We start from the raw sequence: 25,379 nt of genomic DNA on the forward strand, positions 1-25,379 counted from the left end.
ATGGCAGATGAAACTCAATATCCTACCGGGGCCACCAAGTGGATCCTGGTACTGACCTGTCTTTGCTGCGCCGTGATGGAGCTGATTGATTCTACTATTGTAAACGTTTCCTTAAGAGAGATCAGCGGAAATATTGGTGCAAGCATAACAGAAATTGGCTGGGTTTCCACGTCATATGGTATAGGGAATGTTATTGTTATTCCGCTGTCAGGAATGCTGGCCAATTTAATAGGAAGAAAACGCTACTTTACTGGTTCTGTATTTGTTTTCACTTTAGCCTCCTTGTTGTGTGGCCTTTCAACAGGCCTTTGGGGGCTGGTCATATGGCGCTTTATTCAGGGGCTTGCAGGGGGTGGATTATTGTCAACTGCGATGTCAATCGTACTCGGTGCATTTCCTCCTGAGCAAGCAAAAAGTGGCTTTCTGGTTTTTGCAATGGGAATCATGCTTGGCCCTATTTTCGGCCCTGTACTTGGCGGATATATTACTGATACACTGTCCTGGCACTGGATATTTTTTGTCAATGTACCGCTGGGGGTCATTGGGGGACTGCTTTCCTGGAAATATATCACTGATCTGGCGGGAGCTGTAAAGCCTCCTGAAATCGACTGGGCGGGTATTGCCTTTATTGCGATGGCTTTGGGATCGTTACAATATGTGCTGGAGGAAGGATCTGTACATGATTGGTTTGACAGCAGTGAAATCCGTATTTTCTTTACGATTTCCATCCTTTCTTTCATTGCATTTATATGGAGGGAACTGACAACGGATTATCCTGCGGTTGATTTGAAGCTTTATAAAAACTTTAACCTGGTATTGGGGAACCTTATTGGTTTAATGTATGGAATTATGGCAAATGGTACTTTGTTTATTTTCCCGCTGCTCGCTCAGGTTTCCTTAGGATGGACAGCTACCCAAACAGGTGAATTTCTCATTTCGGGCGGTATTGCCAGTGCAGTAGGGATGATCCTGGTCAAGAAGTTGTTTCCCCGGACAAATGTCAAAATCCTGATGATTTTTGGGTTGATATTAGTCATCATTTCCCTGATCCCTATGGGATTTGTTTCGCCAGACGCTACAGGCGATCAGTTTTTTTGGCCTTTTATCGTGCGTAATGTCGGTGTTTCCTTTATTGCGCCGAATATGATCGGTATAGCTGTGGGCACGCTCAGAGGAAAAGATCTGGCGCAGGCTACTGGCCTTTCGACAATGACCAGGCAACTGGGTGGGGCAATTGGCGTTGCTATCATTAGTATCTACACTACTAAAAGCGATGCATTCGTCAGGCATCATCTGGCCAGCAGTATTACTGAGTTCAGCGTAGCTACGCAGGAACGTATAAGTATGCTCATCCAAACCTTTAAAAGTGCAGGATATCCCGATGATCAGGCAATTCAAGCAGCAAATAAAATGCTGGAAATCATTCTTATCAAACAGCAAACATTAATCAGTTATAATCATGGTTTTTTAAGTTTTGCCTGTTTATTCATCCTCTGTATACCGGTAATTCTATTGATCAGAACACCGAAAGTTAAACAGGAACCACCTGTTGATGCACATTAATTAATTTCCATTCAAAATGAAACTATTCCTTGTTATATTTATATTCATCACAACAACTTGTCATGTGCAAGCTGGCACTGATACATTGAGGCTATCGCGAAGCGAGGCTATAAAAATTGGTTTACAGAACCGCTTTGATCTTAAAGCAAATGCATACGATGTTAGAATCGCGGCTTCAAAAATAATTCAGGCTAAAAATAACTTATTTCCTGAAATCAATGGCTCGGCAAGTTTGAAATACAGCCCCCAGCTTCAAAATTCGGTCATACCGGGCGGCGTATTGCCTGGTTTTGACCAGAGTCAGCTGGTCCCGCTTACAGTCAAGAGCGAAAGTGTTTTCGGGTTGAACCTTAGTCAGCCGGTTTTTAACAAGAGCCTGATCAACGAGATTAAGCTTGGCCGAATTAACCTGGCTATTCAGCAGGAAAAAAACAGGGCAGAGGAGATCGATATTAGCTTTCAGATCAGTCAGGCCTATTTGAATGTGCAATTAAGAGATCTGCAAAAAAAAATTGCAGCTGATATTGCCCGGCGGAACAATGAATATGCAATGATAGCAGAAGGGATGTACCAGCATGGATCTCTGATAGAAAACTATTATTTAAGAGCTAAACTTGACCGTGATAATGCAAAGCAGCTTCAGAAACAGGCAGAACAGGATTACGGGTTAAGCTTGATGGAACTCTATTACCAGCTAAACATTCCAAAGGGAACTGTGGTGAATATCAGTGATTTACTGGACGCAATAGCAAGTAATATCAGTGATTTTCAAGATAAGGCAGAGGAAAGAACAGAACTTCGCCAGTTAAAATTCAGACAGCAGGAAGACCAGCTGTCCCTTAAAAATATAAAACAAAGTGTATTGCCTTCAGTTTACCTGGGCGCAAACTATTCTCAGCAATTCCTGTCTGATCGATTTAATTATGGACAAGGAAGATGGTGGAGCCCTTTCAGCTATTTTACGCTAAACGTTAATATACCCATTTCGACACACTTGAAACTCAAAGGAAAAAAACAAGAGTATCAGGAAAGGATCAGTCAGAATGAACTTCTGCTGGAGCAGAAAAAAGCGGATATAAATTACGAAATACAGCAAGCCAGAACCTCATTAAGCAACGCTGTTCTGAATATGAGGAATACAAAAAGTAGTTACGAGCTCTCCAAAACAATTTTTCACAATCAGCAACAGCAATATCAAATGGGTGCATTTGCCTATAGCGAGCTGATCGATACGGAAAAGACACTGAGTGTTACGGAGCGGAATTATATTCAGAGTGCGTACGAACTCCTGCTTGCACAGATAAAACTACAGAAAGCAACAAATAACTTTTAACTTAAATAAACAGGTTATGCCTTATATACCAAAATGGATTGCTGATTCTATGGAGAGCCTGCTGCCCTCAAAATTTATGAATGCCAGCGTAGATTCAAGCGTTTATATCAGTCCTGAAATAAAAAATATAGTCTTTACCGCCAATCTGAAAGAAGTAGATTTCTATCCCGGGGCTGCTGTCAATTTTCGTATCAGCCCAAATGATTTCCGCCATTATACTATTTCGTCCTTTGACAGAGAGGCCGGGACGTTTGAAATTATTTTTCATATTCACGGTAATGGCCCAGGGAGTGACCTGGCGTCACAACTGAAAGCAGGAGATCACCTGAAAATAACAGTCCCGGGTGGCCGTAAGTTATATCACAAAGAGAAGGAACGGCATTTCTTTTTTGGAGATGAAACCAGTCTTAGTTTTTATGTCGCTTTGATGCAGGAGATGGAGAAAAATGGCCAGTCGTGTACCGGAGTATTAGAATTATCGGAACAAAATATGGAGGTTCCCGCATTGCTGGGTTTTGAGGCTATGGTGGTATTGAAAATAGCTGATCATCCCGCACAACAGGCAATTTCATATTTGCAGTCTATTGCTGAACAGGATACAGTTTTGAACTCTGCCTTTTATCTGACAGGTAATGTAGCTTCGGTTCAGGAGTTCAGGAAGACTTTAAAACGGATGGGTGTAAGTTCGAAAAATATTATGTTTCAGGGGTATTGGGCTGAAGGAAGTGCTGGGTTGTAAATTCTATATCTTTCTCTGTTTAGTTCTATGTTAATAATATCTTAATGTAAATTCTACCATATATAGTGCATCTCTGATTACTTTTGCGACGAAGGAAAGTGGATTGACTATCGTAATTAATATATCTTTCCGTCAAATCAAAAATATGAGGAACTTGAAAAATTTGAAATCTACTTTATTCTTATTTATTGCAGTAGGTACAGCGCTGATGTCTGTTAGTCTCCAAACTACTGCACAGCGATTGAAACCGAAATTATTCTATACTGTAGGTCACCGTGGTACACGCGGTCTGATGCCAGAGAATACTATTCAGGCTATGAAAAAAGCAATTGATCTGGGATGCAATACCATTGAAATTGATATACATCTTACCAAAGATGGTCAGGTCATCGTATATCATGACAACTCATTTAATCCTGATTATACGCTTCTGCCGGGCGGTAAAGAATTTACTGAAGAGGACCGTAAGAAATATACCTTTTACCAAATGAATTATGCAGATATACGCAAGTTTATCATCGGTGAAAAAAAATATTCATCTTTCCCACAACAAAAGCAAGTGAGATGTTATACACCTCTTCTTAGTGAATTGATCGATTCTGTAGAAACATATACCAAAATCAATAAACTTCCAGGAGTTAATTATTTGATAGAGATTAAATCTAATCCGTTGACTGATGGTTTTGAACAACCTGTCCCTGAGATTTTGGTGGATAAGATGATGGCAGTAATAAATACCAGGGAAATAAGTAAAAGGTTTATTATCCAATCTTTTGATATACGTCCGTTAAAAGTAATGCATCAAAAATATCCTGAAATTCCTGTGGGACTTTTAACAGGTGATCGTAAAGTTAGTCTGTCTGAAAACCTCTCTGCTATGGGCTTCAATCCTGATTTTTATAATCCTCACTATGGGATGGTTACTCCGGAGCTGATTGATTCCTGCCATAGCAAAGGGATGCTGATTGTTCCATGGACAGTTAATGAAATGGCTGATATGCAAAAGATGAAAAAGCTTAAAGTGGATGGCATCATAACTGATTATCCAAACTTTTTTTCTGATCTTTTGAAGTAAAGAACTGCTGTTGATAGTATCCAGGCGGTTGGCAATATTGGACTTTAGATCTTTCACTTAGTAACTCTTATTTATGGATCTGGCTGGAAGCGTTAAAGAGTTACCTGGATTGCTCTGGAATTGGCTATACCATAATTGATTATCAGGAGTAAAATCTTTATTCCTGATACTTTGATTTCCATTTTGCACGATCTTGCCTTTAAGGGGTTCATTTTTCTCCTTTAGCATAACATTCACTGGCCCGAGTTCAAACCCGTGCCAGTGAATAAGAAATTATTTAGCTAAGTAGGTCATGCCACCATCAACAAGAAGTTCGGAGCCAAGCAAGAACGAAGAATCTTCAGAAGCCAGGAAAACTGCTGTTTTACCAATATCTGATGGTTGCCCGATCCTGCCTATCGGCATTACACCTGCAAACTGTGTTTTCACAGCTTCGATTTGTTCTACAGGAACGAACTTATCAAATGCAGGAGTGTCTGTAGTACCTGGAGTTATTACATTTACCCTGATCTTTCTTTCTAGCAAGTCGTTTGAAAAGCTTTTTGCCAAAAAGATCACGGCAGCTTTTGCAGCGCCGTAAAGCCCAAACGATGGATATGCCCGATGTGCGGCATTTGATCCGATAAGAATTACAGACCCTCCATCATTCATATAAGGCAGCGCTTTTTGTACAGTGAAGTAAACGCTTTTCAGGTTAAGATCCATGGTCTTGTCGTAATCAGCCTCGCTCACATTTGCTACAGTTCCGGTTGTTCCTGCACCTGCATTGGCCACCAGTATATCTATTTTACCGAACTTTTTGGCTGTATCTTTAAAGACTCTTTCTAAATCGGCAAGGTTAGTTACATCTGCATTGATGGCTATAAAATCATTGCCTAGCTGAGCAGCTGAATTTTCCAAAGTTTGATGATTTCTGCCAACAATAGCTCCGGCAGCGCCTTCACTTTTAAATGCTTCGGCAATACCAAATCCAATACCGCTATTACCGCCTGTAATTACGGCTACTTTATTTTTTAATTTACTCATGATCTTTACTATTTAATGTTAATCCAAAGATGCACCTGCGTGACTAACTGCATCTTGATATAAGTCATTAAATATGCTTGACAAAGATCAATTTATTTTGAGGAGTTCTTCCTGATCCGGCTCAGGGTTTCCGGTGTTAAACCCAGGTAAGAAGCAATTAAATTTTGCGGGAACCGCTGTATAAAGTGTGGATAATCGTTAACGAGTTCTTGAAATCGTTCTTCGCCAGTTTGACTGATGGAAGATTGCATTCTTTTCTGGGCAGCTATAGTATTATTTTGACTAAGTACGTTTTGCATCGCTGAAAAGGCAGGAATGGGCTTTATGAATTCCTCTACCAGGCCATGGGTTATTTGTAAGATCTCCATATCCTCCAGCGCCTCTATGTTAAAACGGCTTGGTGTCAATTTGTAAAAACTTTCAAAATCGGCTAACCACCAGTTTTCAACACTTAATTTTAATATATGCTCATGTCCTTTTTCATCTACCGTAAACGTCTTGGCAGCGCCTTTCACGATGAATCCAGTATATTTACATACATCCCCTTCCTGTAAAAAGTATTGTCGCTTCCGGATTTTTTTGGGTTTGAAATGTGAGATGAATATTTGCTTATCATCCGCTGAAAGTGTTTTGCCGGAAAGTTTTTGAACGTAATCGAACAGCGCTTGAAAATTATGCATCTTTAGAGTTCTTAAGGAGAATCTTCAAAAATAAAACTTTCAACCTATTTTTTGATGCTTTTTTAGTTATTCAAACTTGTTCTTATTCAGTTGCAGGAAAATGCACTCAGCCCAATCTTTGAATAATATTCTACCTGCAATAAAATCACGAGACCAGTAAACCTGGTACATAAGCATAATAAGGCATAAAGGTTAACAGAGTATCGCCCAAGTGATTCTACGATGGTTAATCCAAAAAGAAGCCATGGTTACTCCGAAATCAGCACATATAAAAAGGATGAATGAAAATTTCAATGTATTTGACTTTGAGTTGTCTGCCGATGATCTGACAGCCATCAAATCGTTAGATAAAGGTAGCGGACTAATTGATAGTGTTTAAAAAAAGTTGGAAAATCTGACTACAACAATTACCAATCCAACTACTTTTTATAGCGCGGCAATCAAGAATTTTGTACTGGAAATTTAAGTCAGTTTTAGAAATAATTAAATAAAGAATTATGCAAAAGAGAAAATTAGGAAATAGCGGATTAGAAGTTTCCGCATTAGGCTTTGGTTGCATGGGTTTAAACTTTTTGGACGGCAAAGGTCTTGATAAGAAAGAGGCCATAACATTACTACGCAACGCAGTTGAAAGAGGTATCACATTTTTTGATACCGCAGAAGCCTACGGACCTTACACCAATGAAGAAATTGTTGGCGAGGCATTACATCCTTTTAGAAAAGATGTAGTAATAGCCACAAAATTTGGTTGTAAAGATGCCAGACCAGCAGTAGGTTTAGACAGCAGACCCGAAACTATAAGAGCAGTAACCGAATCGGCTCTAAAAAGGTTAAAAACAGATTACATTGATCTGCTTTATCAGCACAGAGTTGACCCTAATGTTCCGATAGAAGAGGTTGCAGGAACAGTGAAAGACCTGATACAAGAGGGCAAAGTAAAATATTTCGGTTTATCTGAAGCAAGTGCTAAAACTATCCGAAAAGCACATTCAATTCAACCTGTATCAGCATTACAAAGCGAATACTCTTTGTTTTGGCGTGAGCCAGAAGATGAAATCATACCTACTTTAGAGAAGTTAGGAATTGGTTTCGTTCCATTTAGTCCTTTGGGCAAAGGCTTCCTCACAGGTATAATAAACAAAAAATTAGAGGATATCGACCGAAGAAATATTATTCCTCGTTTCAGCGAAGAAAATATAAAGGCCAACCTGGTTTTAGTAGATGCGCTTTCAGAAATTGCTCAACAAAAAAATATTACAACCAGCCAATTAGCATTAGCTTGGCTGTTAGCTCAAAAGCCCTGGATAGTACCAATCCCCGGGACTACAAAATTGCATCGTTTAGAGGAAAACATTGGCAGTATAAATATTGTATTAACGGTCGATGAACTTGCAAAAATTGATACGACTGTAAATGGAATTACGCTTGTAGGCGACCGCTATCCTGAATTTTTAGAAAAACAAATAGACAAATAAAAAACTGACATCAATGCAAAATATTAAAGGAAAAGTAGTTGCTATTACAGGTGCAAGTAGTGGAATGGGCACGGCCATTGCAATAGAATTAGCAAAAAACGGTGCAAAGGTTGTTTTGGGTGCAAGGCGAACAAGCCAATTACAACAAATTGTTGAAGAAATTAAAAGCACAGGTGGGGAAGCCACCTATGCTAAAATTGATGTAAAGAATAAAGTCGATTTAGTCCGGTTTGTAAATACAGCAGTTGATAGATACGGGGTATTAGATGTCATTGTAAATAATGCAGGTGTCAGTCAATTAAGCCGTATTGACGAGTTGGATATTGATGATTGGGAAGAAATGATTGACATTAACCTCAAAGGCGTTTTGTATGGGATGGCGGCTGCAATTCCCATTTTCAAACAACAACAATCGGGACATATCGTCAATATCATTTCAACTTCAGGAATAAAGATTGTCCCAATGCAAGGTGTGTATGCAGGAACTAAAAATGCCATTCGCACTATTGCAGAAGCGTTTCGTCAGGAGTCAGACGGAAACATACGCATTACAGGCATTTCGCCGGGATTTGTGAAAACAGATTTTGCTAACAATATAAAAAACGAAGAAATGAAAACAGCTATTCAAAGAGGAATGGAACAAATTGCAATAGATCCTATAGCCATTGCCAATGCTGTAATTTATGCAATAAGTCAACCTAACGATGTTGAAATTGGCGATATTGTTATTCGTCCGTCAAAACAAAATTGATTAAATTCGTAAACGAAAAATGCAACAACAAGCTAACATCAATCACATTAAAAGTATATCACAATTGGTGCGGGTGTTGGGATTTCCTGCGCCATTGCACCCACTGATTGCATTGATTGACTATAATAATGTTTCGATTGAAATGTTTCCAAAAGGGCAAAAAGTAAGTCTTGATTTTTACAAGATTTCCTTTAAGCCTACATTCACAGGACACATAAAATACGGACAGGGATATTACGATTTTGAAGAGGGCGGATTAGCATTTTTGAAGCCGAAACAAATTGTTTTTCCACCGGAAGACATAGAAAGCTATGAGGGTGTCGCTTTGTACTTTCATCCGGACTTTATCCGGAATTATCAATTAGGAAAAACAATAAATCAATACGGCTTTTTCTCTTACGATGTTTCAGAGGCCTTATTTCTATCGGCAAAAGAAAAAGAAATCATAGCTAATTTATTTGCTACAATAGCCAATGAATTAGACAACAATATTGACAGTTTCAGCCAGGATGTTTTAGTGTCTCAAATAGAATTGTTATTGAATTATAGCAATCGTTTTTACAACAGACAATTTATCACGAGGAAAGCAATCAATCACGACATCATAACTTCTTTGGATGAACTTTTAAACAGCTATTTTGAAGAAGAAAATAGTCTGAAGAACGGCTTGCCATCAGTAAAATATATCAGTACAGAATTAAAGCTATCGCAACGCTATTTGAGTGACATGTTGAGTTCATTGACAGGGCTAAACACACAACAATACATTCAGAACGCAATCATCGAAAAAGCTAAAGAAAAACTATCAACTACAAATCTTTCCGTTTCGGAAATTGCTTATGAATTGGGCTTTGAACATTCACAATCGTTTAGCAAACTTTTCAAAACAAAGACAAATGTTTCGCCTTTGGAGTTCAGACATTCGTTTAATTAAAGGCGGCAGAAAGCGAATGATAAAAGCCACTTGCCACTAACATTGGTTCGATCTAAGTTAGGGGTACGACTCAAAAACCTTCTATGAAAATTTGGAGGCTTTTTTGGTTTTTAATTATTCGTGTTGATTAGATGCACCATTACTTTCACCATCGTCTCCATTTCATCAGACTTAATCTCAGCAATCATTAAGGTTAATGCAATTTATGCATTATCTGTGATTCGTTTAGGTATTACCCAGGCGGTTGGCAATATGGGGAGAGGGGATTCTAATAGAACACCTCGAAGGGTTTTTTGATGTTTTAAGGCAGATTTTGGGTAAATAGGCAAGTTCCTTCCTAATTTTAAAGTTTATCGGATTAATTTATAAGTTAAAGTTATACATTTGAGTTCGAACCTAGTCTATTAATCAGTGTTTAATTAATATTTGGTGCAGCTTTACAAGCTGACTTACCAAATTGTAAAACTGCTTTATTCTACATTTTAACCTGGCCATTTGTAAATGAATATACTTTGCATAAACTTAGTTTGGCAACAGCAAACAGAAATGATAGAGATGCCTATACAAATGCCAAAACCAAATTTATTAAAAAAGTACTACTGGTGTTTAAAACGGAAATCTCGCTAAAATACTATATGATAAACGAAACTAAGTTATGATACCATGAACATATTAGAATAATTTTGAATGGACAAAATAATAAATAAAAGTGTCTTAATTGAAAACTTAGAGTTAAATGATGCTAATTCGAAAGAACCTTCTGTTGATTTTTATTTTCAAATTATAATCATTTTGGAGGGGACAGGCACACGTTATGTAAACCATACTTCCATATGTTATGAACCCAACGATATCTTTGTATTTACCCCAAATGATTGCCGGACGTTCTATCCTTTAACAAACACCAATTTTAAATCTGTTAAGTTTACCAAGCAATTTTATAATCAACTTAGCAACGTCTCAAAATTGAACCTTGGAGCAATTGAAGAAAAAATCAATCTTTCGAACATTAAGGGACGTAAGATCATTTATGAAGGATCGCATGATGCAGAAATTATTCAATCTCTTGTAGAAATAATAGAAAAAGAATCAAATAGTTCAAAATATCAGCAGCAAAATTTAGAGAATATAATATTGGTAATCTTGAATGTTATCTATAGAAATATTGAATATTTTCAGGATAACTTAGAGAGTAACTATCCTGAAAAGAAAATAAATGCAATTATTAGTTTTATAGAGAAAAATATTGCAAACCCCGAAAAAATAAAGATTGAAGCAATTGCCAGGGAATTTAATTATTCCAAAACTTACATTAATCAATATTTTAAAAAGTATACTAAATTTACTTTAAAGAAATATGTGGAAACTTACCGTATTGCAATTGCCAGCAATCACTTAAAACATAGCAATAAAAATATCAAAAATATAGCATTGGAACTTGGCTATACAGATGAAAGCCACTTTAATAAAGCCTTTAAATCGGCAACAGGTTATACACCCAGCCAATTTAAAAAGTAGGGCTTCGTTTTTACAATTAAAGCCATAGATATTACAATTCTACATTCATCAATCAGTCTACATTTGTCATTATAAAAATGAATAGACGAAAATTTTTAATTAGCACAGCGCTTGGAGTAATTTACCTTCACGTAAACCCATCTGATGTAATGGCGATAACCAGAAATGCAAGCAGTATGAAAGAATTAAGATTGGTACTAACCGTAGATAACCTAGATGAAATCATTGATTTCTATAAAAATCAAGTAGGCTTAACTGAATCACTTTCCTGGGATAGTCCAACCGGAAAAGGAATTATTTTAGAAGCAGGAAAAGCATCGTTAGAGCTTATAGATAGAAAACATAAGGATTTTATTGATAAAATGGAAGTAGGCAAAGCTGGAGTTTCTGGCGATGTTAGGATTGCGCTAAATTTTGGCAGTCAAATGCCGGAAAAATCGAAACAACTTTTACGAAATGGCGCTAAACCACTAGGGAAATTAACGAGCGCACCCTGGAGTGATATTATGCGTATAGAAGATCCCGCTGGTATGCAGATTACATTGTTTGAAAAATCAACAATAACCGATAAGAAATAAATCTCATCGTCCAAATCTTTGACATTGGGGTCTATTTATTGCCTTAATTGATCCAAAGGTTATCTTATAACCCAATTTGCCCGTAAAATTTAAACCTTATGCTTTGATTAAATCTATGAAAATATCTTGAGAGAGTCCGTGCACTTGCAATCACTAAATAATTAGGAGCCTTTAACGAAATTAAATGACATGAACATTGGGTGATTATTTGTAAATCTATTGACAGAGCATTGTTCCCACATTTTGGTTTATGCAGGTCTTCGCACTGACGGGTACGGCCCGGCTTAAACCAAAAAATGTTTTGCGGGGGAGAGGGGATTCTAATAAAATACCTTGAGGGGATTTTTGGGATCAGTGCCAAAAGTTGTGGAGCAGGAATGATTTTTTGGTTGCTACGCATAAAGTTGAGTTAGTCTGTACAGGAAGAATTCAATGTTTTTGACTCCTCTGAATTGTGGCCTGAATGCCTTAATTTTTGCATTGAAGGATTCTGCTGATGCATTGGTCGATCTACGGTCAAAGTAATTCAATATCGTTTGATAATGACTTTGTATAGACCTGGCAATAGTATTGAATGCTTTAAAACCTGTTTGTCTAACTCTCTCATGCCATTTGGCCAGGTTAGCCAGTGCAAATACCTTATCTTTTGTGTTTTCAAATAGCTGACTGAGCCCCATACTAAGTCCGTATGCCGTTTTAAGGTCAGGAAATCTTTCGAATAAGAGTGCTGCACGATCTTTCTGGCTAGCTGTCCAGGCTGTAGGTCTTTTATACAATACATATCTGCTACGAGCTAATAACTGCTTGATGGTATCTCCATTGTGAAGCATTTCTGACTGCAATGGATGACCAGATCTTTTCGAGGCTTCAATAGCTTCATTTTCTGCATCCATAGCTTCCCATCGATGTTTGATCCGCATTTCCTGTAATGCCTCTGTTGCCAGTTTCTGCACATGAAAACGATCAGTTACCCGGGTTGCCTGGGGAAAACAACGTTTACAGATCAGTTCCATATTACCTGCCATGTCCAGGGTAATTTCAGCGACTTTCTTTCTTGTCCTTTCAGGAATTCTTTGCAGTACTAAAATCACTGTTTCGGCCTTGGTGCCCGCTACAATAGCAACGATAGCACCTTTCTTACCCTTAGCAGCTTTATTAGTAACGATCGTATACAATTCACCGTGCGACAAACTGGTTTCATCGATAGAAAGCTGTTCACCCAGGTTTTCAGGATATAATAACCACTGTTTTGCATGTGACCGCTGATCCCAGCTTTTAAAATCAAGAGGTAATCACGGTATTGACGGAGTAGATTTTTAGCTTTTACACCGTAAAAACAACTGATCGAATCTATACTATTCGGGGCTGTATCGATTGATTTCTTTTAAAAAAGCCGCGAAATCTCCTGTCATTCGCGTTCCCTTTTCTACTAATGTCCAATCCCGGTAGATCACCTTACCGCTTTCCAGATTGATCCAGCGCCGACGCTTGATGTGATAAAATACTTTATGACCTCGAATAGGGAAATCCTGCACCACAATCTCTGGAAAAAAACCTTTGGACTGAACCTTAATCGAATTCCACTCTATAGGAAGGGTATTGATCTCTTCTAACTGGATGTGAAAAGTATCGGGATCTTCGATGACATTGGTAAATTCAAAATTCTCCAGGATAAATTCTGGTAGAAACAGGCTCAGTAAGGATTGGGTAGCAGATGGCATAAATACAAACAATTATAATTACACAAAACTATAATTTTAACCCCTGCTCCACAACTTTTGGCACTGATCCTATCAATCCTGCATTCGCTCATAACGTATTGATACTTAAGTAAAAAGACCTGCTCGAAGTGGAGCAGGTCTTTGCTGAGATTGATAGAATCCCATTTGGCGGGGAAGAGGGGATTCTATTAGAACACCTACAAGGCATTTTTGGCATTTTAAGGCAGATTTTGGATAAATAATAAGGATTCTAAGGAAGTATTTATTTTATAATACAGTTTAACTAAATCTCAGCGAGGGGGGAGAGGGGGAGTCTAATAGAACACCTGGTGGGGATTGTTTATGTATGGATTTATAAGGCAAAAAATCCATGAAAATATCTTGATAAATTATAATAAACTATCTTTTCCTCATGAAGAGTATGGTGCAGTGGTTATCTTAGGTTTAATCGTTAAAGTTTAAGTTAGTACAATTGGTAAACGTGATAAACGGATGCAAAAGGCATACGAAATTGAGCCAGGTATTCCAGTTGAAAAGAAAAATAGACACCTATAACGGTTCTGGTTTCAACTCATTTATTGATTAATATTTGAATAAGAAATATATATTAGTGGTAGAAAAAATATCACATGAAAAAAACGCTCTTAATTCTTGCCATAACAATTGCAAGCCAGTATTCTTATGCACAAACCAATATTTTTCCAGGAAGTGGAAATGTAGGAATTGGGACATTAACCCCTCAGGGTGGTCTGGATATATATAGTACAACAAATACTACAACAACCCCGCTTATTTCTTTAAGATCTAATTTTCACGTCGTAGGGAACTATGGTATGATAAAATTCGGCGATTATACACAAACCACTGACTATCAGAAAGGAGCTATAATTTATGAAAGTGTAGCAGGTTCTGCTAGAGGAAAATTTCATATTGCCCTCGAAAATACTGATGGCAATGGGAGCGTATCACTTTCTGATGCTAAACTAACTATTTTATCAAATGGGAATGTTGGAGTTAGTGTAACAAATCCTCAGAATATGTTGGATGTAAATGGCGTCATTCATTCCCGGGAAGTTAAAGTAGATTTAAATGGATGGTCAGATTACGTATTCAAGCCATCTTATCGTCTACCCACACTTAAAGAAGTGCAAACTTACATTGAAAAAAATCAACACCTGCCTGATATGCCGTCAGAACAGGAAGTGTTGGAGAACGGCCTTAATTTAGGTGAGATGTCTAAGTTGCAAATGAAAAAAATCGAGGAATTAACATTGTATTTAATAGAACAAAATAGACAAATATCTGATCAACATAAAACAATCCAAACGCAGCAACTACAAATCAATCAACTTAAGCAACAATTAGATATTATGATAAATGGGGGTAAATAAGATTTATACTTAATGTAAGAGTCCAGTTCTATGGTTTCTATTTCAATTGATGGAATAAAGAGAAATTAATGCATTAGGGAAATTAACCTCATTTGTAGGAAGAATAGCGTCTTCCAATTGGTTAAATACTGTCAACAAAGTATTATCGGAAATAATCATCTTATATTTCTTAAGCAGATCTTTGGGGGATGATTTGTAAATCTATTAGAAGCATTCAATTTAAAATGGGGCGTTCTAACTTAATCCCACATCTAATCGAAAAATACTTTGAACACTTAGAAGCTATTGAATTTGATTTTTATTCGATGATTTTAAACGGAATAAGGCTGCTTTTCAGGAGCAGCCTTATTCAATTTTAATGGAATCCCATTCAGCGGGGGAAGAGGGATTCGAACACTTAATGACCCAATAATTTCTAAGATTGAAGAAACCCTCGTTTTGCTCGTAATAGAGCGTATTTTATAAGCCTATTAACGGATTGAGTCTTTATGATAGTTTCTAACTCTTAATCTTTCTCTAATACAGACTTTGGTAGCATCAATAAGAATGATAGCGCTTTTAAATAATCCAGATCCTGATACTCTAGTCCTAAGGCTCTAATGTTATTGTAGTAAGTTTCATGCTGAGTATAATAGTATTTTTCAGACTGTATAAACCAAGCTTTATTTCCTAATTTCTGAGCAAGAAACCATTTCTCAAACAAACGTCCACTACGCCCGTTCCCATCGTTCCAAGGATGTATTTTTACAAATACGAGATGAATCATGCTGGCAAAAAAGAAAGTCTCTGATATAGTTAGTTCAGTATTCAATAATATCTCCAAATCAGTGTACAATTTATCCATTTCAGACGGCACTTCAAAAGGAGTTGCTGCTACATACTCAATACGACCGTCTTTTGTGGTGACAAACATATTTTGATTTCTGAACTTTCCCAGCCAGTTTGTAGAGACGATATGTCTGGCTAAAAGGGAATGCATCTCTGCAAACGTCTCTTTATCTGGTCTGTTTTCTGAAGCGAATTGGTAAGCAAGGTACAGATCGTCTATCTTGCGGGTATAATCAGGTTGAAATTCAATGTGAAAACGCTTGTGTTTGATGTAAGAATCTAATTCTATAGCTTCCCCTTCGATTTTGCTGGAATAGACGGATGCTACTGAAGTATAAAAACTAAATTCCTCTGTAGAAAGAGGAGCGTCTTCCAATTGATTAAATGCTGTAAATAAAGCTTTCTCATTAACAGTCGTCTTGTACTGTTCAAGCAAGTCTTTTGGGATGATTTGTAAATCCATTTCCAGCATTTTTTCCTCTTGTTAAATAAAGATAAACAAAAAAGCCTGCTCATCTTAAGATTGCAGGCTTCTTGTTAATTTCAGCGGAGGAAGAGGGATTCGAACCCTCGGTACCGTTGCCAGTACGACAGTTTAGCAAACTGTTCCTTTCGGCCACTCAGGCATCCCTCCGTTTAAATTTGTTACCCGTTTTCCGGGGTTGCAAATATAGTAATACAATCATTAATTCAAAAATATTTTACACATTTTGTAGGTAATCTATACGCACATGATAGATGCTCATAAGCATCGTCTTGAATATCAGCTTTATAGTTTCTATATCTTTTAACGTTAAATCGCAATTATCTAATTGATTTTGTTCCAATTTGTAATTAATGATGCGTTCAACCAGATCATTTATGTTTTGCGCGTTAGGATTTTTGATACTTCTTGAGGCTGCTTCGACCGAATCGGCCAGCATTAACACCCCTGTTTCCTTAGAAAAAGGAATTGGGCCAGGGTAACGGAAGATATTTTCATCCACAAATTTCTCCGGAGAATTCTTAAGGAAGGACTGGTAAAAATAATCTACGCGTGTATTTCCATGGTGCGTTCTGATGAAGTCAATCACACTTTCCGGTAATTGATGCCTTCTGGTGATTTCAATTCCTTTATGGACGTGTTTGATAATAATCTGTGCACTCTGCTCATAAGGTAATTTATCATGCGGGCTCAAAGTGGTATTCTGATTCTCAATAAAATATTGAGGGTTCTCAATTTTACCAATATCATGATATAAAGCACCAGCTCTGACCAGCAAAGAATTTCCACCGATTTTAAAGATCGCAGCCTCGGCTAAATTGGCGACCTGTAACGAATGCTGGAATGTTCCCGGAGCTTTAAACGCCAGTTCTCTTAATAGCTTGTTATTCGTGTTGGTCAGCTCGATTAATGCAACATCAGAAGTGATACCGAATACACGCTCAAAAGCATAGATCAGCGGATAAGCCAATAATGATAAAAGCACACTGATAATAAAAGGGACAAAGTTTATCCATTCAATTTCCTGGAATGAACCATCCCTTAATAAAGCGATTCCAACAAAACAGATAAAATAAGCTGTTAAGATGAATAACGCAGATAATAACAATTGCTCTCTTTTAATCAGGTTTCTGATACTATAGATCGCAACCATACCCGCAGTTACCTGGTAAAACACAAATTCGAAACTATTAGGGACAAAGAAGCCCGCTATCAAAATTACGAGCAAATGCAGGTACAAGGCAAGGCGTGTATCAAATAAGATCCTGATGATGATCGGAACGATACAGAATGGGATATAGTAAAGACTAGGCAGGTTGAGCTTGATCGACCAGGTCAGTGCAAGCAGCAGCATCGTAATGATCAGTAATAACAATGATAACTGTCTGTTATCACTAAAAATATCTTTTCTGAACATCGAAAGAAAAACCATCAGCAAGCTGAGAATAAAACCTACCAGTAAGATCTGGCCGAGGTAAACCAACTTACTATCTCCGATAGTCTTGGTTTGCGCTTCATAGGTTTCTTTGAAAGATTGAAGCTTTTGATACACTTCATCATCAATCACATTATTTTTAGCAATGATTAATTCTCCTTTTTGAACCATTCCACGAGTGGTAGAAAGGCTGTTTATTGTATTGTTCTGTACAATTGCAGTTAACTTTTCATCAAAAACGATATTGGGCTGTAAATGATCCTCCACCAAATTCATCACCACCTCTTTCTCTTTAACTTTAGTAGAAGTGAAGGTCGTATTGAAATAATCAAGCGCAGTTTGTACAGTAAATACATCCTGTGTACTGATCGTCTTTGAAATATTATTATTCAGCAGGGATATATCATAATATTTGCGGCCTTTCTGATGTTTCGGGTTAACCGCAATAATTCCCTTTTCATAAATACTTTTTAATAATTTCAGGGAGGCTATTTTATTTGGTGTTTTTTCTTCTTCAGGAAAAGCATTTCCACGCCATTTTACATCAAACTCGTTGCTATAAGCTTCTTCCACTGCTGTATACAACTCCGGACTGTACCGGTATATCGGCAGTACGTTCTCCAATGCGTCCTGTTTATCCGTAATCACTTGTGGATTGGTCTTCAAAATTGCAAAGCTAAATGGAGACACCAGGTCTTTATTCAACCAAACTTTACCCTTCTGAAATTCATACCTGAAACGCGGTTGTTTGGGTAAAAAGAACGTAATGATAAGTACAGTAAGCACCATCATAATATATTTAATATTAGAAGAATACTTTCTGTAAAGGATTTTATGGGAATTCTTTTTGATTTTAGCCAAAATGGTAAAGGTTTTTTATTCTACAAAAATAAGATTTTTTAATGAATATGACCGTGTTACCAATAAATACGGGATCAAGCTTGATTACATCTGTCTTATTATAACTATTTTTGATGAAATTTTTAACTATGCAGCAAAGTGTCCTGATTATTGATGACGAAAAAAAGATATGCAGTCTTTTAGCAAGGATTATAGAGTTAGAAGGATTTACTGTGTTTCAGGCCAATACAGGTAAAGAAGGGCTTAAAGTACTGGCTAATCAGGAAGTCCATGTAGTGATCAGTGATGTGAAGCTACCGGATGTGAATGGCGTAGAGCTGGTTAAACAAATTAAAGAAATAAAGCCTTATGCAGAAGTTATTAATCTGACTGCTTTCGGCACTATTCAGGATGGCGTGAAAGCGATGCGGAATGGTGCATTTGATTATATCACTAAAGGAGATGATAATGATAAGATCATTCCATTGGTATATAAAGCAATGGACAAAGCTAAACTCCAATACAGAGTCTTTGAACTAGAATCTAAAATACAAAAGCAATACGATTTTACTTCTATATTAGGACAGTCCAAACCTATTTTGGCCGCAATAGACCTGGCCCGCAGAGTCGCGCCAACAGATACAACAGTATTACTGTTGGGAGAAACAGGTACAGGTAAAGAAGTTTTTGCACAGGCTATTCACTTTGAAAGCCAGCGGAAAGTGAAACCCTTTGTCGCTTTAAACTGTAGTGGTTTTAATCCTGATCTGCTCGAAAGTGAGCTGTTTGGTTACAAACAAGGTGCCTTTACCGGAGCGCAGAAAGATAAAAAAGGTTTATTGCAAGAAGCAAATGAAGGCACACTCTTTTTAGATGAGATCGGGGAGATGAACCTTGATTTACAGGCTAAACTTTTAAGGGTGCTGGAAAATCAGACTTTTATCAAAGTAGGGGATACGCAAACTACTAAAGTAAATGTCCGTATTATAGCTGCAACAAACAGGGATTTGAAAACCGAAGCAGAAGAAGGGCGTTTCAGACTGGACTTGTTTTACAGGCTGTCAGTCTTTTCTATAGAGCTTCCTTCTTTAAATGAAAGAAAAGGAGATGTGTTGCTGATTGCCAAACATTACCTGAAGCAGTTTGCTGCAAAAGTAAACAAGCCAGACTTTACAATGGATGAACAGTTTAGTGAAAACCTGCTCAACCACGTTTGGAAAGGTAACATCAGGGAATTAAAGAACGTGATTGAAAGAGTGGTAATTCTATCTGACGGTCAGCAGCTGAGTGCCAGTTTACTTCCTTACGAATTTCACCATGGTGCTGCCGAAGGAGGTGACGGCATGAAAATGGAAACTGTAGAAAAAATGCATATCATTAAAGTATTAAAGTATACGGGTAATAATAAAACTGAAACCTCACGTTTACTTGGAATAGGACTAACCACACTTTATCGTAAACTGGAAGAATACCATATCTCATAATCAAACAATTATACTGCTTTTAACTATTCAATGATGGAGAATTTTAATGAAGAACATGCTTTCCCGATCGGACGTTATGTTCCAGCCGAAACTTATACCCCACAATCACTAAACTCCTGGATAAATTCTATCAGATCTCTTCCTTTGTTACTGGATTATTGTATCGAAAATCTGGATGAAGCACAATTGAATGTTCCTTACAGAGAAGGAGGATGGAATACCATACAGGTAATTCATCATATAGCCGATAGCCATATGAACGCTTATATCAGGCTGAAACTGGCGCTAACAGAAGACCGCCCCACCATTAAACCTTATGAAGAACAACTTTGGGCAGAGTTACCTGATGTTACGGATGTGCCTTTAAATGTTTCTATCACATTGGTTCACGCTTTACACCGCCGCTGGACATCTTTGCTTTTACAACTCAAAGACGAGGATTGGAAACGTGAATACCATCATCCCGCTTCGGATACTTATGTCCCCTTATGGCAAATGACAAGTCTGTATAACTGGCACGGTAAACACCATGCGGAACAGATTTTATCATTACGCAAAAGAATGGGCTGGTAGTTTAAATCTGCGGATAGATCAGAAGTTTGGTTTGCGACTCAAAAAGATGTTCCAACTTACGCTGCGTATAAGTCAATGAAAGCAAGTAAGTCGTTTCCAGCTTCCTGTCTAAGACAACAATCATGAAATCATCAGGCATGATTCTTTCTTTTAATTTTCTCCAGTCCTTCCAGATTTCTGTGGAATCGAATTTAAAGTTAACACTCGATTTCATGATTAATAGCGCATGTTCAATGTGTTTTTTCGTAGACTCGTCACAAAAGCAATCTACCGATAAACTCAGCTCAACGCTGAGTTTACAAACTTTAGACAACCATACCTGCATATTCTTCTCCATTAAATAAGCTGGCGGGCAAACCAATTGAATGCTCGTATGTACAGTAATCGGTTTATGTAAATGCAGGATGAATAAATTTGCAGGTGATTTTTCAATCAATGCAGCAGACTTGTCTCCTAAAAACTTATCAATAACAGTGTTTTTCCTCGGCCATCCGGTAATGATAATATTTGCAGATTTTTCCTTCGCAATCCGCAGTACACCACTGGAAACGTTGTGATCCAAAGTCGCAATCACTTTGACCATTGTATCATTTCCAGAAGCATATTTAACAGAATCATTCAGCTTTTTACGGGCGATAAGCAAGTTAGCCTGTGCATTATCACTATCCGGTACAACCGATAGTAAATTAATTGGCTGATCAGAACTTTTATCCTTAAACAATACCGCAAGATCCAGCATGGTATCCATATTGTTGAAATCCGCAATAGGAATTAAGATATTCTCTTGATTCTGAACGATCTCCGGCCCGGTAAGCTCTTCCGCCGAAACAATGTTCCGACTGGCTTTTTCTGTCGCAAAAGAAGCAAATACGCAAGTAACAAGGATCAGTATGATTGTTCCGTTAAGGATGTTATCATCAATAATTTTTGCCTTGTAACCAACTAATATAATCGCTAATGTAGCCGCAGCATGTGCACTGCTCAAACCAAAAATAAGTAAACGCTGGTTTTTAGTATACTTGAAAATCCACTGCGTTAAAGTAGCCGAAAAGTATTTACCAACTATAGCGACTACAGTTAGAGCGCCCGCAACGATCAAGGCATCAGGCCCCCTGAAAAGTACCCGTAAATCAACAAGCATCCCTACGCTGATCAGGAAAAAGGGAATAAACAAAGCATTACCCACAAACTCAATTCTGTTCATCAGAATAGAGGAATGCGGAATCAGCCTGTTTAAAGCAAGTCCGGCTACGAATGCTCCGATAATAGGTTCGATACCAGCAAGCTGTGCTAAAAAGGCAGAGAAGAAAACGACTGATAAAACAAAGATATAATGAGAAGTCTTTTCACTTTCCAGTTTAGTGAAGAACCATTTCGCAATTCTTGGGATAACAATAAATACCGTTGCCGTAAAAATAGTCAGCGATATAGCCAGCTGGATCCAGAAAGAACTGTTCAGCTCACCCTCCACAGAACCCATAATCACAGCCAGGATAATCAGTACCGCAGTATCGGTCAGTATTGTACCCCCGACAGTAACCGCTACCGCTTCATTTTTAGCAATCCCAAATTTATTGACAATAGGGTAAGCCACTAAAGTATGTGTTGCAAACATGCTTGCTGTTAAAATTGAAGTCAGCAAAGAATAATGCAGCAAATAATAACAAACTGGAAAACCAATTAAAATAGGGACAGCAAAGGTCAGAAATCCGAATATGAAACTCTTGTGCTTTTTCTTCTTAAACTCCGCCAGATCAAGCTCAATACCCGCAATAAACATGATATACAATAAACCTATAGTTGCAAAAAGCTCTATAGCAGAGTTTTTCTTCAGGATATTGAAGCCGTTCGGGCCAATTAGAATTCCAGCGATGATAAACCCTACAATACCGGGGATTTTGATTCTGCCCAGTAAAATCGGGGCAATCAGGATAATAAAAAGTAATAAAGAAAAGATCAGTACCGGATTAGTAAAAGGAAGATGGAACTGCTGGGTGATATGGTCAAAAATATTTGTGTGCATATATTCATTATGAATTTATTTTACCAATCTGTTAACTACCTTATTTAAGGTTAAGCCCTGCACGATAATCGAAAATATAACGATGATATAACTCGCCGAAACAATCAAAGCTTTATACGGAGAATCTGGTAAAGATAAAGCAAGTGCAACAGAAATCCCGCCTCTTAATCCTGCCCAGATGAGAATACCCAGTCTGTTATAATCAGTTTTTAAAGATCTTCTCATCAAAATAGTTGGCGCAGCAATACTCAGGCCTCTTGCAATGAGTACGAAAAATACAGAAAGCAAACTAATCAGCCAGTAGTTATTAAAGAAAGGAATCACCACGATTTGTAATCCAATCATTACAAAAAGGATCGTATTCAGCAAATCATCAATTAATCCCCAAACCTTATCTAATATATCTTTGAGGTGTACAGTATTCGCATTTTCTCCCAATTTCATGTTGCTCAGCATCAATCCGGCAGTAACTGCTGCCAGTGGAATAGATACATGCAGTAAACCGCCGGCTACAGAGATTCCCATGACCATGGATAACGTAATCATTAAGATTGTTTGCAGCTCATCTACCTTTTTAACCAGCCTGGTGCATAAATAACCAGATGCCACACCCAGTAAAATTCCGCCAAATACTTCCTGCGCAAATAATAAAGAAGAATGCGACCAGGAAAAAGCTATGCCTGTGTTTTCTGTAAGCTCCCGCAGTGTCACAAATAAAAGGATGCCCACACCATCATTAAACAGTGACTCACCACCAATGATCGTTTCCAGTGAAGGCGGGATTTTGGATTTCTTTAAAACTGATAATACAGCTACAGGGTCGGTAGGGGAGATCAAAGCGCCGAACAGGAAACAATACATCAATGGAATCTCTATATGCAGAAAAGAAGCTGCCCAGTAAAATAGGAAGCCAAAGATCGTTGTACACCCGATTACACCTACTGTACTTAAAATAAGTACCGGCCTTTTTTGTGCTTTGAGTTTTTCAAAATCAAAATGTAAGGCACTGGCGAAAAGTAAAAATGCCAGCATCACATCCAATAATGTTTTGGTGAAATCTATGCTCGAAGTCAGTTCAGAAATAAAATTATAAGCTGCCGGGAAAGTCTTTCCTGTAATCATGATCAGCACAGAAAGACTGATTGCAATCACCATAATACCTATCGTACCAGGCAATTTAACGTAACGGTGATTGAGGTAAGAAATGAGCGCGCTGATGGTTACCAGAATGGTAATCGTAGTAAAAGTATCCATTAATTAAATTAGGGTTTTCATCTCAATTTATTGTTTAAACAACAAAATAGGCTATTTTGTTCGTTTCCGGAGCAATTTTATTGAGGTATTTTACTATTTACTGAATAAAACTTAAAACAAAACATTGATAACCAGTGCTTAATAAACAATCTTGTAAATCTGTTGCTAAACTGAAAAAAACAATTAATTTAGTCAGCCTGCGTTAACCCTTAAAAACAACCCGGGTTGCCCGCAAAGCAAGTATAAACACTATACCTAAATCAATAAGATGCAATATTCAAAACTTGGAAGATCCAGTCTGGAAGTTAGTAAAATTGGATTCGGCTGTATGTCCTTAACCGGAGATAGCAGCGAAAACCAATTAATTATTGATCAGGCACTGGACCTGGGAATCAATTATTTTGATACCGCAGATCTTTATGAACATGGAGAAAATGAAGCAAAAATAGGTGCCTTATTGAAATCAAAACGCGATCAGGTAATCCTGGCAACCAAAGTTGGCAATCAGCACCGGGCAGATGGAAGCGGATGGGACTGGAACCCCAGCAAAAAACATATCCTGTCAGCAGTAGAGGGTAGCCTGAAAAGGCTGCAAACAGATTATTTAGACCTTTATCAATTACATGGAGGGACTATTGAAGATCCGGTTGATGAAACTATTGAGGCTTTTGAAATCTTAAAACAACAAGGAAAAATCAGGTATTACGGCATCTCCTCTATCCGGCCAAACGTGATCAGGGAATATGTTCAGTGTTCTAAAATGGTGAGTGTAATGATGCAATACAGCTTACTCGACCGCAGGCCGGAAGAAGAATGTCTGGAACTGCTTCATGAGCACAATATTGGTGTGCTCGGACGCGGCAGTATCGCACAGGGGCTATTGGCAGGTAAACCCGCAGCACCTTATTTGAGCTATAGCGAAGCAGAAGTTGCTAAAGCAGCAGAAGTTATCCGCTCTATTACCAGCGAAAGCAGTTCTCCGGCACAAACAGCAATTCGTTTTGTTTTGCAAAATCAAGCCCTGGACAGTGCGGTAATGGGCATCAGAACATTGGCACAATTAAAAGATATTGCTGCGGCAGCAGATTTCCCACCACTTTCCAACTGGGAAATTGAATTATTAATCAAAGCAGTACCCGCATCTTACTATACAGCACACAGATAATATGAAACTATCATTTGGCACAGAAGTCAATCATCAGCCTAATTATTTTCTGGAGAAAATATGGAAAGGCCTTATGCTTGGTCCGGGTAACCTGGAAGGCAGTTATCAGGATTTTCAGCGTCGTCATCTGGAGAAATTCGGTAAATGCTGGGATGGAGATACCTTTGGAGAGTTCCTGGAGCCAAAAATTCATACTATTCGCAGAGACCTGGATAATGAATGGAGTGCAGGAATGGAAATTCAGCTTGTTATTAACCTGAATTCAACCGACGAGTTTCAATTTGCGCCTATCCTGAGATGTCAATCCGTGCAGCGGATACAAATTGATTACTCTAATCTGATCAATGATAAAGGGCCGGCTGTTTTTATAAACTATGAATTGATAGATAAAGAAACGCTGGTTCGTCTGGCTGTTAATGATGGCTTTGCAACAGTAGAAGACTTTTTTCTTTATTTCAACGAAGAGTTTAGCGGGAACCTAATCCATTGGACGCCATTAAAGTATTGAA

At 37.9% G+C, this 25,379-nt stretch carries 23 protein-coding genes and 1 tRNA gene; 15 read left to right on the forward strand and 9 right to left on the reverse strand.

Annotated features, from left to right (window positions below):
* The 4 genes from HDE70_RS16610 (at nucleotide 1) to HDE70_RS16625 (ending at nucleotide 4,710) form a co-directional block, all read left to right on the forward strand.
* The gene (locus HDE70_RS16610) at nucleotides 1-1,563 is read left to right on the forward strand and encodes a DHA2 family efflux MFS transporter permease subunit (protein ID WP_183891288.1); all 1,563 of its coding nucleotides are present in this window, start codon (nucleotides 1-3) and stop codon (nucleotides 1,561-1,563) included.
* Between the two features lie 16 nt (nucleotides 1,564-1,579).
* Nucleotides 1,580-2,896 carry a TolC family protein gene (locus HDE70_RS16615; RefSeq protein WP_183891289.1) on the forward strand — a complete coding sequence of 439 codons (1,317 nt, stop codon included), beginning with the start codon at nucleotides 1,580-1,582 and terminating at the stop codon, nucleotides 2,894-2,896.
* A 16-nt stretch (nucleotides 2,897-2,912) separates the two neighbouring features.
* Complete coding sequence (locus HDE70_RS16620; RefSeq protein WP_183891290.1) at nucleotides 2,913-3,635, forward strand: siderophore-interacting protein; 723 nt, start codon at nucleotides 2,913-2,915, stop codon at nucleotides 3,633-3,635.
* 154 nt (nucleotides 3,636-3,789) lie between these two features.
* Nucleotides 3,790-4,710 (forward strand): glycerophosphodiester phosphodiesterase family protein, encoded by a 921-nt coding sequence (locus HDE70_RS16625; RefSeq protein WP_183891291.1) that lies wholly within the window; start codon nucleotides 3,790-3,792, stop codon nucleotides 4,708-4,710.
* A gap of 273 nt (nucleotides 4,711-4,983) precedes the next feature.
* Here HDE70_RS16625 and HDE70_RS16630 read toward each other — a convergent pair whose 3' ends face one another.
* On the reverse strand, nucleotides 4,984-5,736 hold the full coding sequence (locus HDE70_RS16630) for an SDR family NAD(P)-dependent oxidoreductase (RefSeq protein ID WP_183866339.1): 753 nt from the start codon (nucleotides 5,734-5,736) through the stop codon (nucleotides 4,984-4,986).
* A 92-nt stretch (nucleotides 5,737-5,828) separates the two neighbouring features.
* Nucleotides 5,829-6,416, reverse strand: coding sequence for a Crp/Fnr family transcriptional regulator (locus HDE70_RS16635; protein ID WP_183866340.1), 588 nt, complete (start codon nucleotides 6,414-6,416; stop codon nucleotides 5,829-5,831).
* Nucleotides 6,417-6,627: 211 nt separating this feature from the next.
* Between HDE70_RS16635 and HDE70_RS16640 the strand changes: the two genes are divergently transcribed.
* From HDE70_RS16640 to HDE70_RS16670, 6 genes are all read left to right on the forward strand, one after another.
* Nucleotides 6,628-6,795 carry an aldo/keto reductase gene (locus HDE70_RS16640; protein WP_221302091.1) on the forward strand — a complete coding sequence of 56 codons (168 nt, stop codon included), beginning with the start codon at nucleotides 6,628-6,630 and terminating at the stop codon, nucleotides 6,793-6,795.
* Nucleotides 6,796-6,913: 118 nt separating this feature from the next.
* Nucleotides 6,914-7,891, forward strand: coding sequence for an aldo/keto reductase (locus HDE70_RS16645; RefSeq protein ID WP_183891292.1), 978 nt, complete (start codon nucleotides 6,914-6,916; stop codon nucleotides 7,889-7,891).
* Nucleotides 7,892-7,904: 13 nt separating this feature from the next.
* Entirely contained in the window at nucleotides 7,905-8,642 is a 738-nt protein-coding gene (locus tag HDE70_RS16650; RefSeq protein ID WP_183891293.1) for an SDR family oxidoreductase, read from the forward strand.
* Between the two features lie 19 nt (nucleotides 8,643-8,661).
* Nucleotides 8,662-9,576, forward strand: a complete 915-nt coding sequence (locus HDE70_RS16655; protein ID WP_183891294.1) for a helix-turn-helix domain-containing protein — start codon at nucleotides 8,662-8,664, stop codon at nucleotides 9,574-9,576.
* 687 nt (nucleotides 9,577-10,263) lie between these two features.
* Nucleotides 10,264-11,094: an AraC family transcriptional regulator gene (locus tag HDE70_RS16665; protein ID WP_183891296.1), complete on the forward strand. Its 831-nt coding sequence runs from the start codon at nucleotides 10,264-10,266 to the stop codon at nucleotides 11,092-11,094.
* A gap of 176 nt (nucleotides 11,095-11,270) precedes the next feature.
* Nucleotides 11,271-11,672 (forward strand): VOC family protein, encoded by a 402-nt coding sequence (locus HDE70_RS16670; RefSeq protein WP_221302092.1) that lies wholly within the window; start codon nucleotides 11,271-11,273, stop codon nucleotides 11,670-11,672.
* A gap of 392 nt (nucleotides 11,673-12,064) precedes the next feature.
* On the opposite strand, the gene HDE70_RS27330 is transcribed toward HDE70_RS16670, so the two are convergent.
* Both HDE70_RS27330 and HDE70_RS27335 read right to left on the reverse strand, forming a co-directional pair.
* The gene (locus HDE70_RS27330; RefSeq protein ID WP_260161019.1) at nucleotides 12,065-12,862 is read right to left on the reverse strand and encodes a transposase; all 798 of its coding nucleotides are present in this window, start codon (nucleotides 12,860-12,862) and stop codon (nucleotides 12,065-12,067) included.
* Nucleotides 12,863-13,027: 165 nt separating this feature from the next.
* On the reverse strand, nucleotides 13,028-13,393 hold the full coding sequence (locus HDE70_RS27335) for a transposase (RefSeq protein WP_183891298.1): 366 nt from the start codon (nucleotides 13,391-13,393) through the stop codon (nucleotides 13,028-13,030).
* 629 nt (nucleotides 13,394-14,022) lie between these two features.
* Between HDE70_RS27335 and HDE70_RS16685 the strand changes: the two genes are divergently transcribed.
* On the forward strand, nucleotides 14,023-14,784 hold the full coding sequence (locus tag HDE70_RS16685; protein ID WP_183891299.1) for a hypothetical protein: 762 nt from the start codon (nucleotides 14,023-14,025) through the stop codon (nucleotides 14,782-14,784).
* 505 nt (nucleotides 14,785-15,289) lie between these two features.
* Here HDE70_RS16685 and HDE70_RS16690 read toward each other — a convergent pair.
* The 3 genes from HDE70_RS16690 to HDE70_RS16700 all read right to left on the reverse strand — a co-directional run bounded on the left by HDE70_RS16690 (nucleotide 15,290) and on the right by HDE70_RS16700 (nucleotide 18,392).
* Complete coding sequence (locus HDE70_RS16690) at nucleotides 15,290-16,075, reverse strand: Fic family protein (RefSeq protein WP_183891300.1); 786 nt, start codon at nucleotides 16,073-16,075, stop codon at nucleotides 15,290-15,292.
* An 84-nt stretch (nucleotides 16,076-16,159) separates the two neighbouring features.
* Nucleotides 16,160-16,246 (reverse strand) — tRNA-Ser (locus tag HDE70_RS16695).
* 67 nt (nucleotides 16,247-16,313) lie between these two features.
* On the reverse strand, nucleotides 16,314-18,392 hold the full coding sequence (locus HDE70_RS16700) for an HD family phosphohydrolase (protein ID WP_183866348.1): 2,079 nt from the start codon (nucleotides 18,390-18,392) through the stop codon (nucleotides 16,314-16,316).
* A gap of 128 nt (nucleotides 18,393-18,520) precedes the next feature.
* Here HDE70_RS16700 and HDE70_RS16705 point away from each other — a divergent pair, with 128 nt between their 5' ends.
* Together HDE70_RS16705 and HDE70_RS16710 are read left to right on the forward strand one after the other, a co-directional pair.
* Nucleotides 18,521-19,855 (forward strand): sigma-54-dependent transcriptional regulator, encoded by a 1,335-nt coding sequence (locus HDE70_RS16705; RefSeq protein ID WP_183891381.1) that lies wholly within the window; start codon nucleotides 18,521-18,523, stop codon nucleotides 19,853-19,855.
* A 30-nt stretch (nucleotides 19,856-19,885) separates the two neighbouring features.
* A complete protein-coding gene (locus tag HDE70_RS16710; RefSeq protein WP_183866349.1) occupies nucleotides 19,886-20,428 on the forward strand; it encodes a YfiT family bacillithiol transferase in 543 nt (180 codons plus the stop codon).
* 1 nt (nucleotide 20,429) lies between these two features.
* On the opposite strand, the gene HDE70_RS16715 is transcribed toward HDE70_RS16710, so the two are convergent.
* Entirely contained in the window at nucleotides 20,430-22,451 is a 2,022-nt protein-coding gene (locus tag HDE70_RS16715) for a cation:proton antiporter (protein WP_183866350.1), read from the reverse strand.
* Between the two features lie 15 nt (nucleotides 22,452-22,466).
* On the reverse strand, nucleotides 22,467-23,705 hold the full coding sequence (locus HDE70_RS16720; RefSeq protein WP_183891301.1) for a cation:proton antiporter: 1,239 nt from the start codon (nucleotides 23,703-23,705) through the stop codon (nucleotides 22,467-22,469).
* 268 nt (nucleotides 23,706-23,973) lie between these two features.
* On the opposite strand from HDE70_RS16720, the gene HDE70_RS16725 reads away from it, so the two are divergent.
* Nucleotides 23,974-24,870: an aldo/keto reductase gene (locus tag HDE70_RS16725; RefSeq protein WP_183891302.1), complete on the forward strand. Its 897-nt coding sequence runs from the start codon at nucleotides 23,974-23,976 to the stop codon at nucleotides 24,868-24,870.
* A gap of 1 nt (nucleotide 24,871) precedes the next feature.
* Nucleotides 24,872-25,378, forward strand: coding sequence for a hypothetical protein (locus HDE70_RS16730; RefSeq protein WP_183866353.1), 507 nt, complete (start codon nucleotides 24,872-24,874; stop codon nucleotides 25,376-25,378).
* The last annotated feature ends 1 nt before the right edge of the window (nucleotide 25,379 follow it).

It is taken from the genome of Pedobacter cryoconitis, from assembly GCF_014200595.1.
Taxonomy (GTDB): domain Bacteria; phylum Bacteroidota; class Bacteroidia; order Sphingobacteriales; family Sphingobacteriaceae; genus Pedobacter; species Pedobacter cryoconitis_C.

Coding starts and splice junctions, on each gene's coding strand:
- HDE70_RS16610 (WP_183891288.1), top strand. CDS start 1: ATGGCAGATGAAACTCAATATCCTACCGGGGCCACCAAGTGGATCCTG.
- HDE70_RS16615 (WP_183891289.1), top strand. CDS start 1,580: ATGAAACTATTCCTTGTTATATTTATATTCATCACAACAACTTGTCAT.
- HDE70_RS16620 (WP_183891290.1), top strand. CDS start 2,913: ATGCCTTATATACCAAAATGGATTGCTGATTCTATGGAGAGCCTGCTG.
- HDE70_RS16630 (WP_183866339.1), bottom strand. CDS start 5,736: ATGAGTAAATTAAAAAATAAAGTAGCCGTAATTACAGGCGGTAATAGC.
- HDE70_RS16635 (WP_183866340.1), bottom strand. CDS start 6,416: ATGCATAATTTTCAAGCGCTGTTCGATTACGTTCAAAAACTTTCCGGC.
- HDE70_RS16645 (WP_183891292.1), top strand. CDS start 6,914: ATGCAAAAGAGAAAATTAGGAAATAGCGGATTAGAAGTTTCCGCATTA.
- HDE70_RS16650 (WP_183891293.1), top strand. CDS start 7,905: ATGCAAAATATTAAAGGAAAAGTAGTTGCTATTACAGGTGCAAGTAGT.
- HDE70_RS16655 (WP_183891294.1), top strand. CDS start 8,662: ATGCAACAACAAGCTAACATCAATCACATTAAAAGTATATCACAATTG.
- HDE70_RS16665 (WP_183891296.1), top strand. CDS start 10,264: ATGGACAAAATAATAAATAAAAGTGTCTTAATTGAAAACTTAGAGTTA.
- HDE70_RS16670 (WP_221302092.1), top strand. CDS start 11,271: ATGAAAGAATTAAGATTGGTACTAACCGTAGATAACCTAGATGAAATC.
- HDE70_RS27335 (WP_183891298.1), bottom strand. CDS start 13,393: ATGCCATCTGCTACCCAATCCTTACTGAGCCTGTTTCTACCAGAATTT.
- HDE70_RS16685 (WP_183891299.1), top strand. CDS start 14,023: ATGAAAAAAACGCTCTTAATTCTTGCCATAACAATTGCAAGCCAGTAT.
- HDE70_RS16690 (WP_183891300.1), bottom strand. CDS start 16,075: ATGGATTTACAAATCATCCCAAAAGACTTGCTTGAACAGTACAAGACG.
- HDE70_RS16705 (WP_183891381.1), top strand. CDS start 18,521: ATGCAGCAAAGTGTCCTGATTATTGATGACGAAAAAAAGATATGCAGT.
- HDE70_RS16710 (WP_183866349.1), top strand. CDS start 19,886: ATGATGGAGAATTTTAATGAAGAACATGCTTTCCCGATCGGACGTTAT.
- HDE70_RS16715 (WP_183866350.1), bottom strand. CDS start 22,451: ATGCACACAAATATTTTTGACCATATCACCCAGCAGTTCCATCTTCCT.
- HDE70_RS16720 (WP_183891301.1), bottom strand. CDS start 23,705: ATGGATACTTTTACTACGATTACCATTCTGGTAACCATCAGCGCGCTC.
- HDE70_RS16725 (WP_183891302.1), top strand. CDS start 23,974: ATGCAATATTCAAAACTTGGAAGATCCAGTCTGGAAGTTAGTAAAATT.
- HDE70_RS16730 (WP_183866353.1), top strand. CDS start 24,872: ATGAAACTATCATTTGGCACAGAAGTCAATCATCAGCCTAATTATTTT.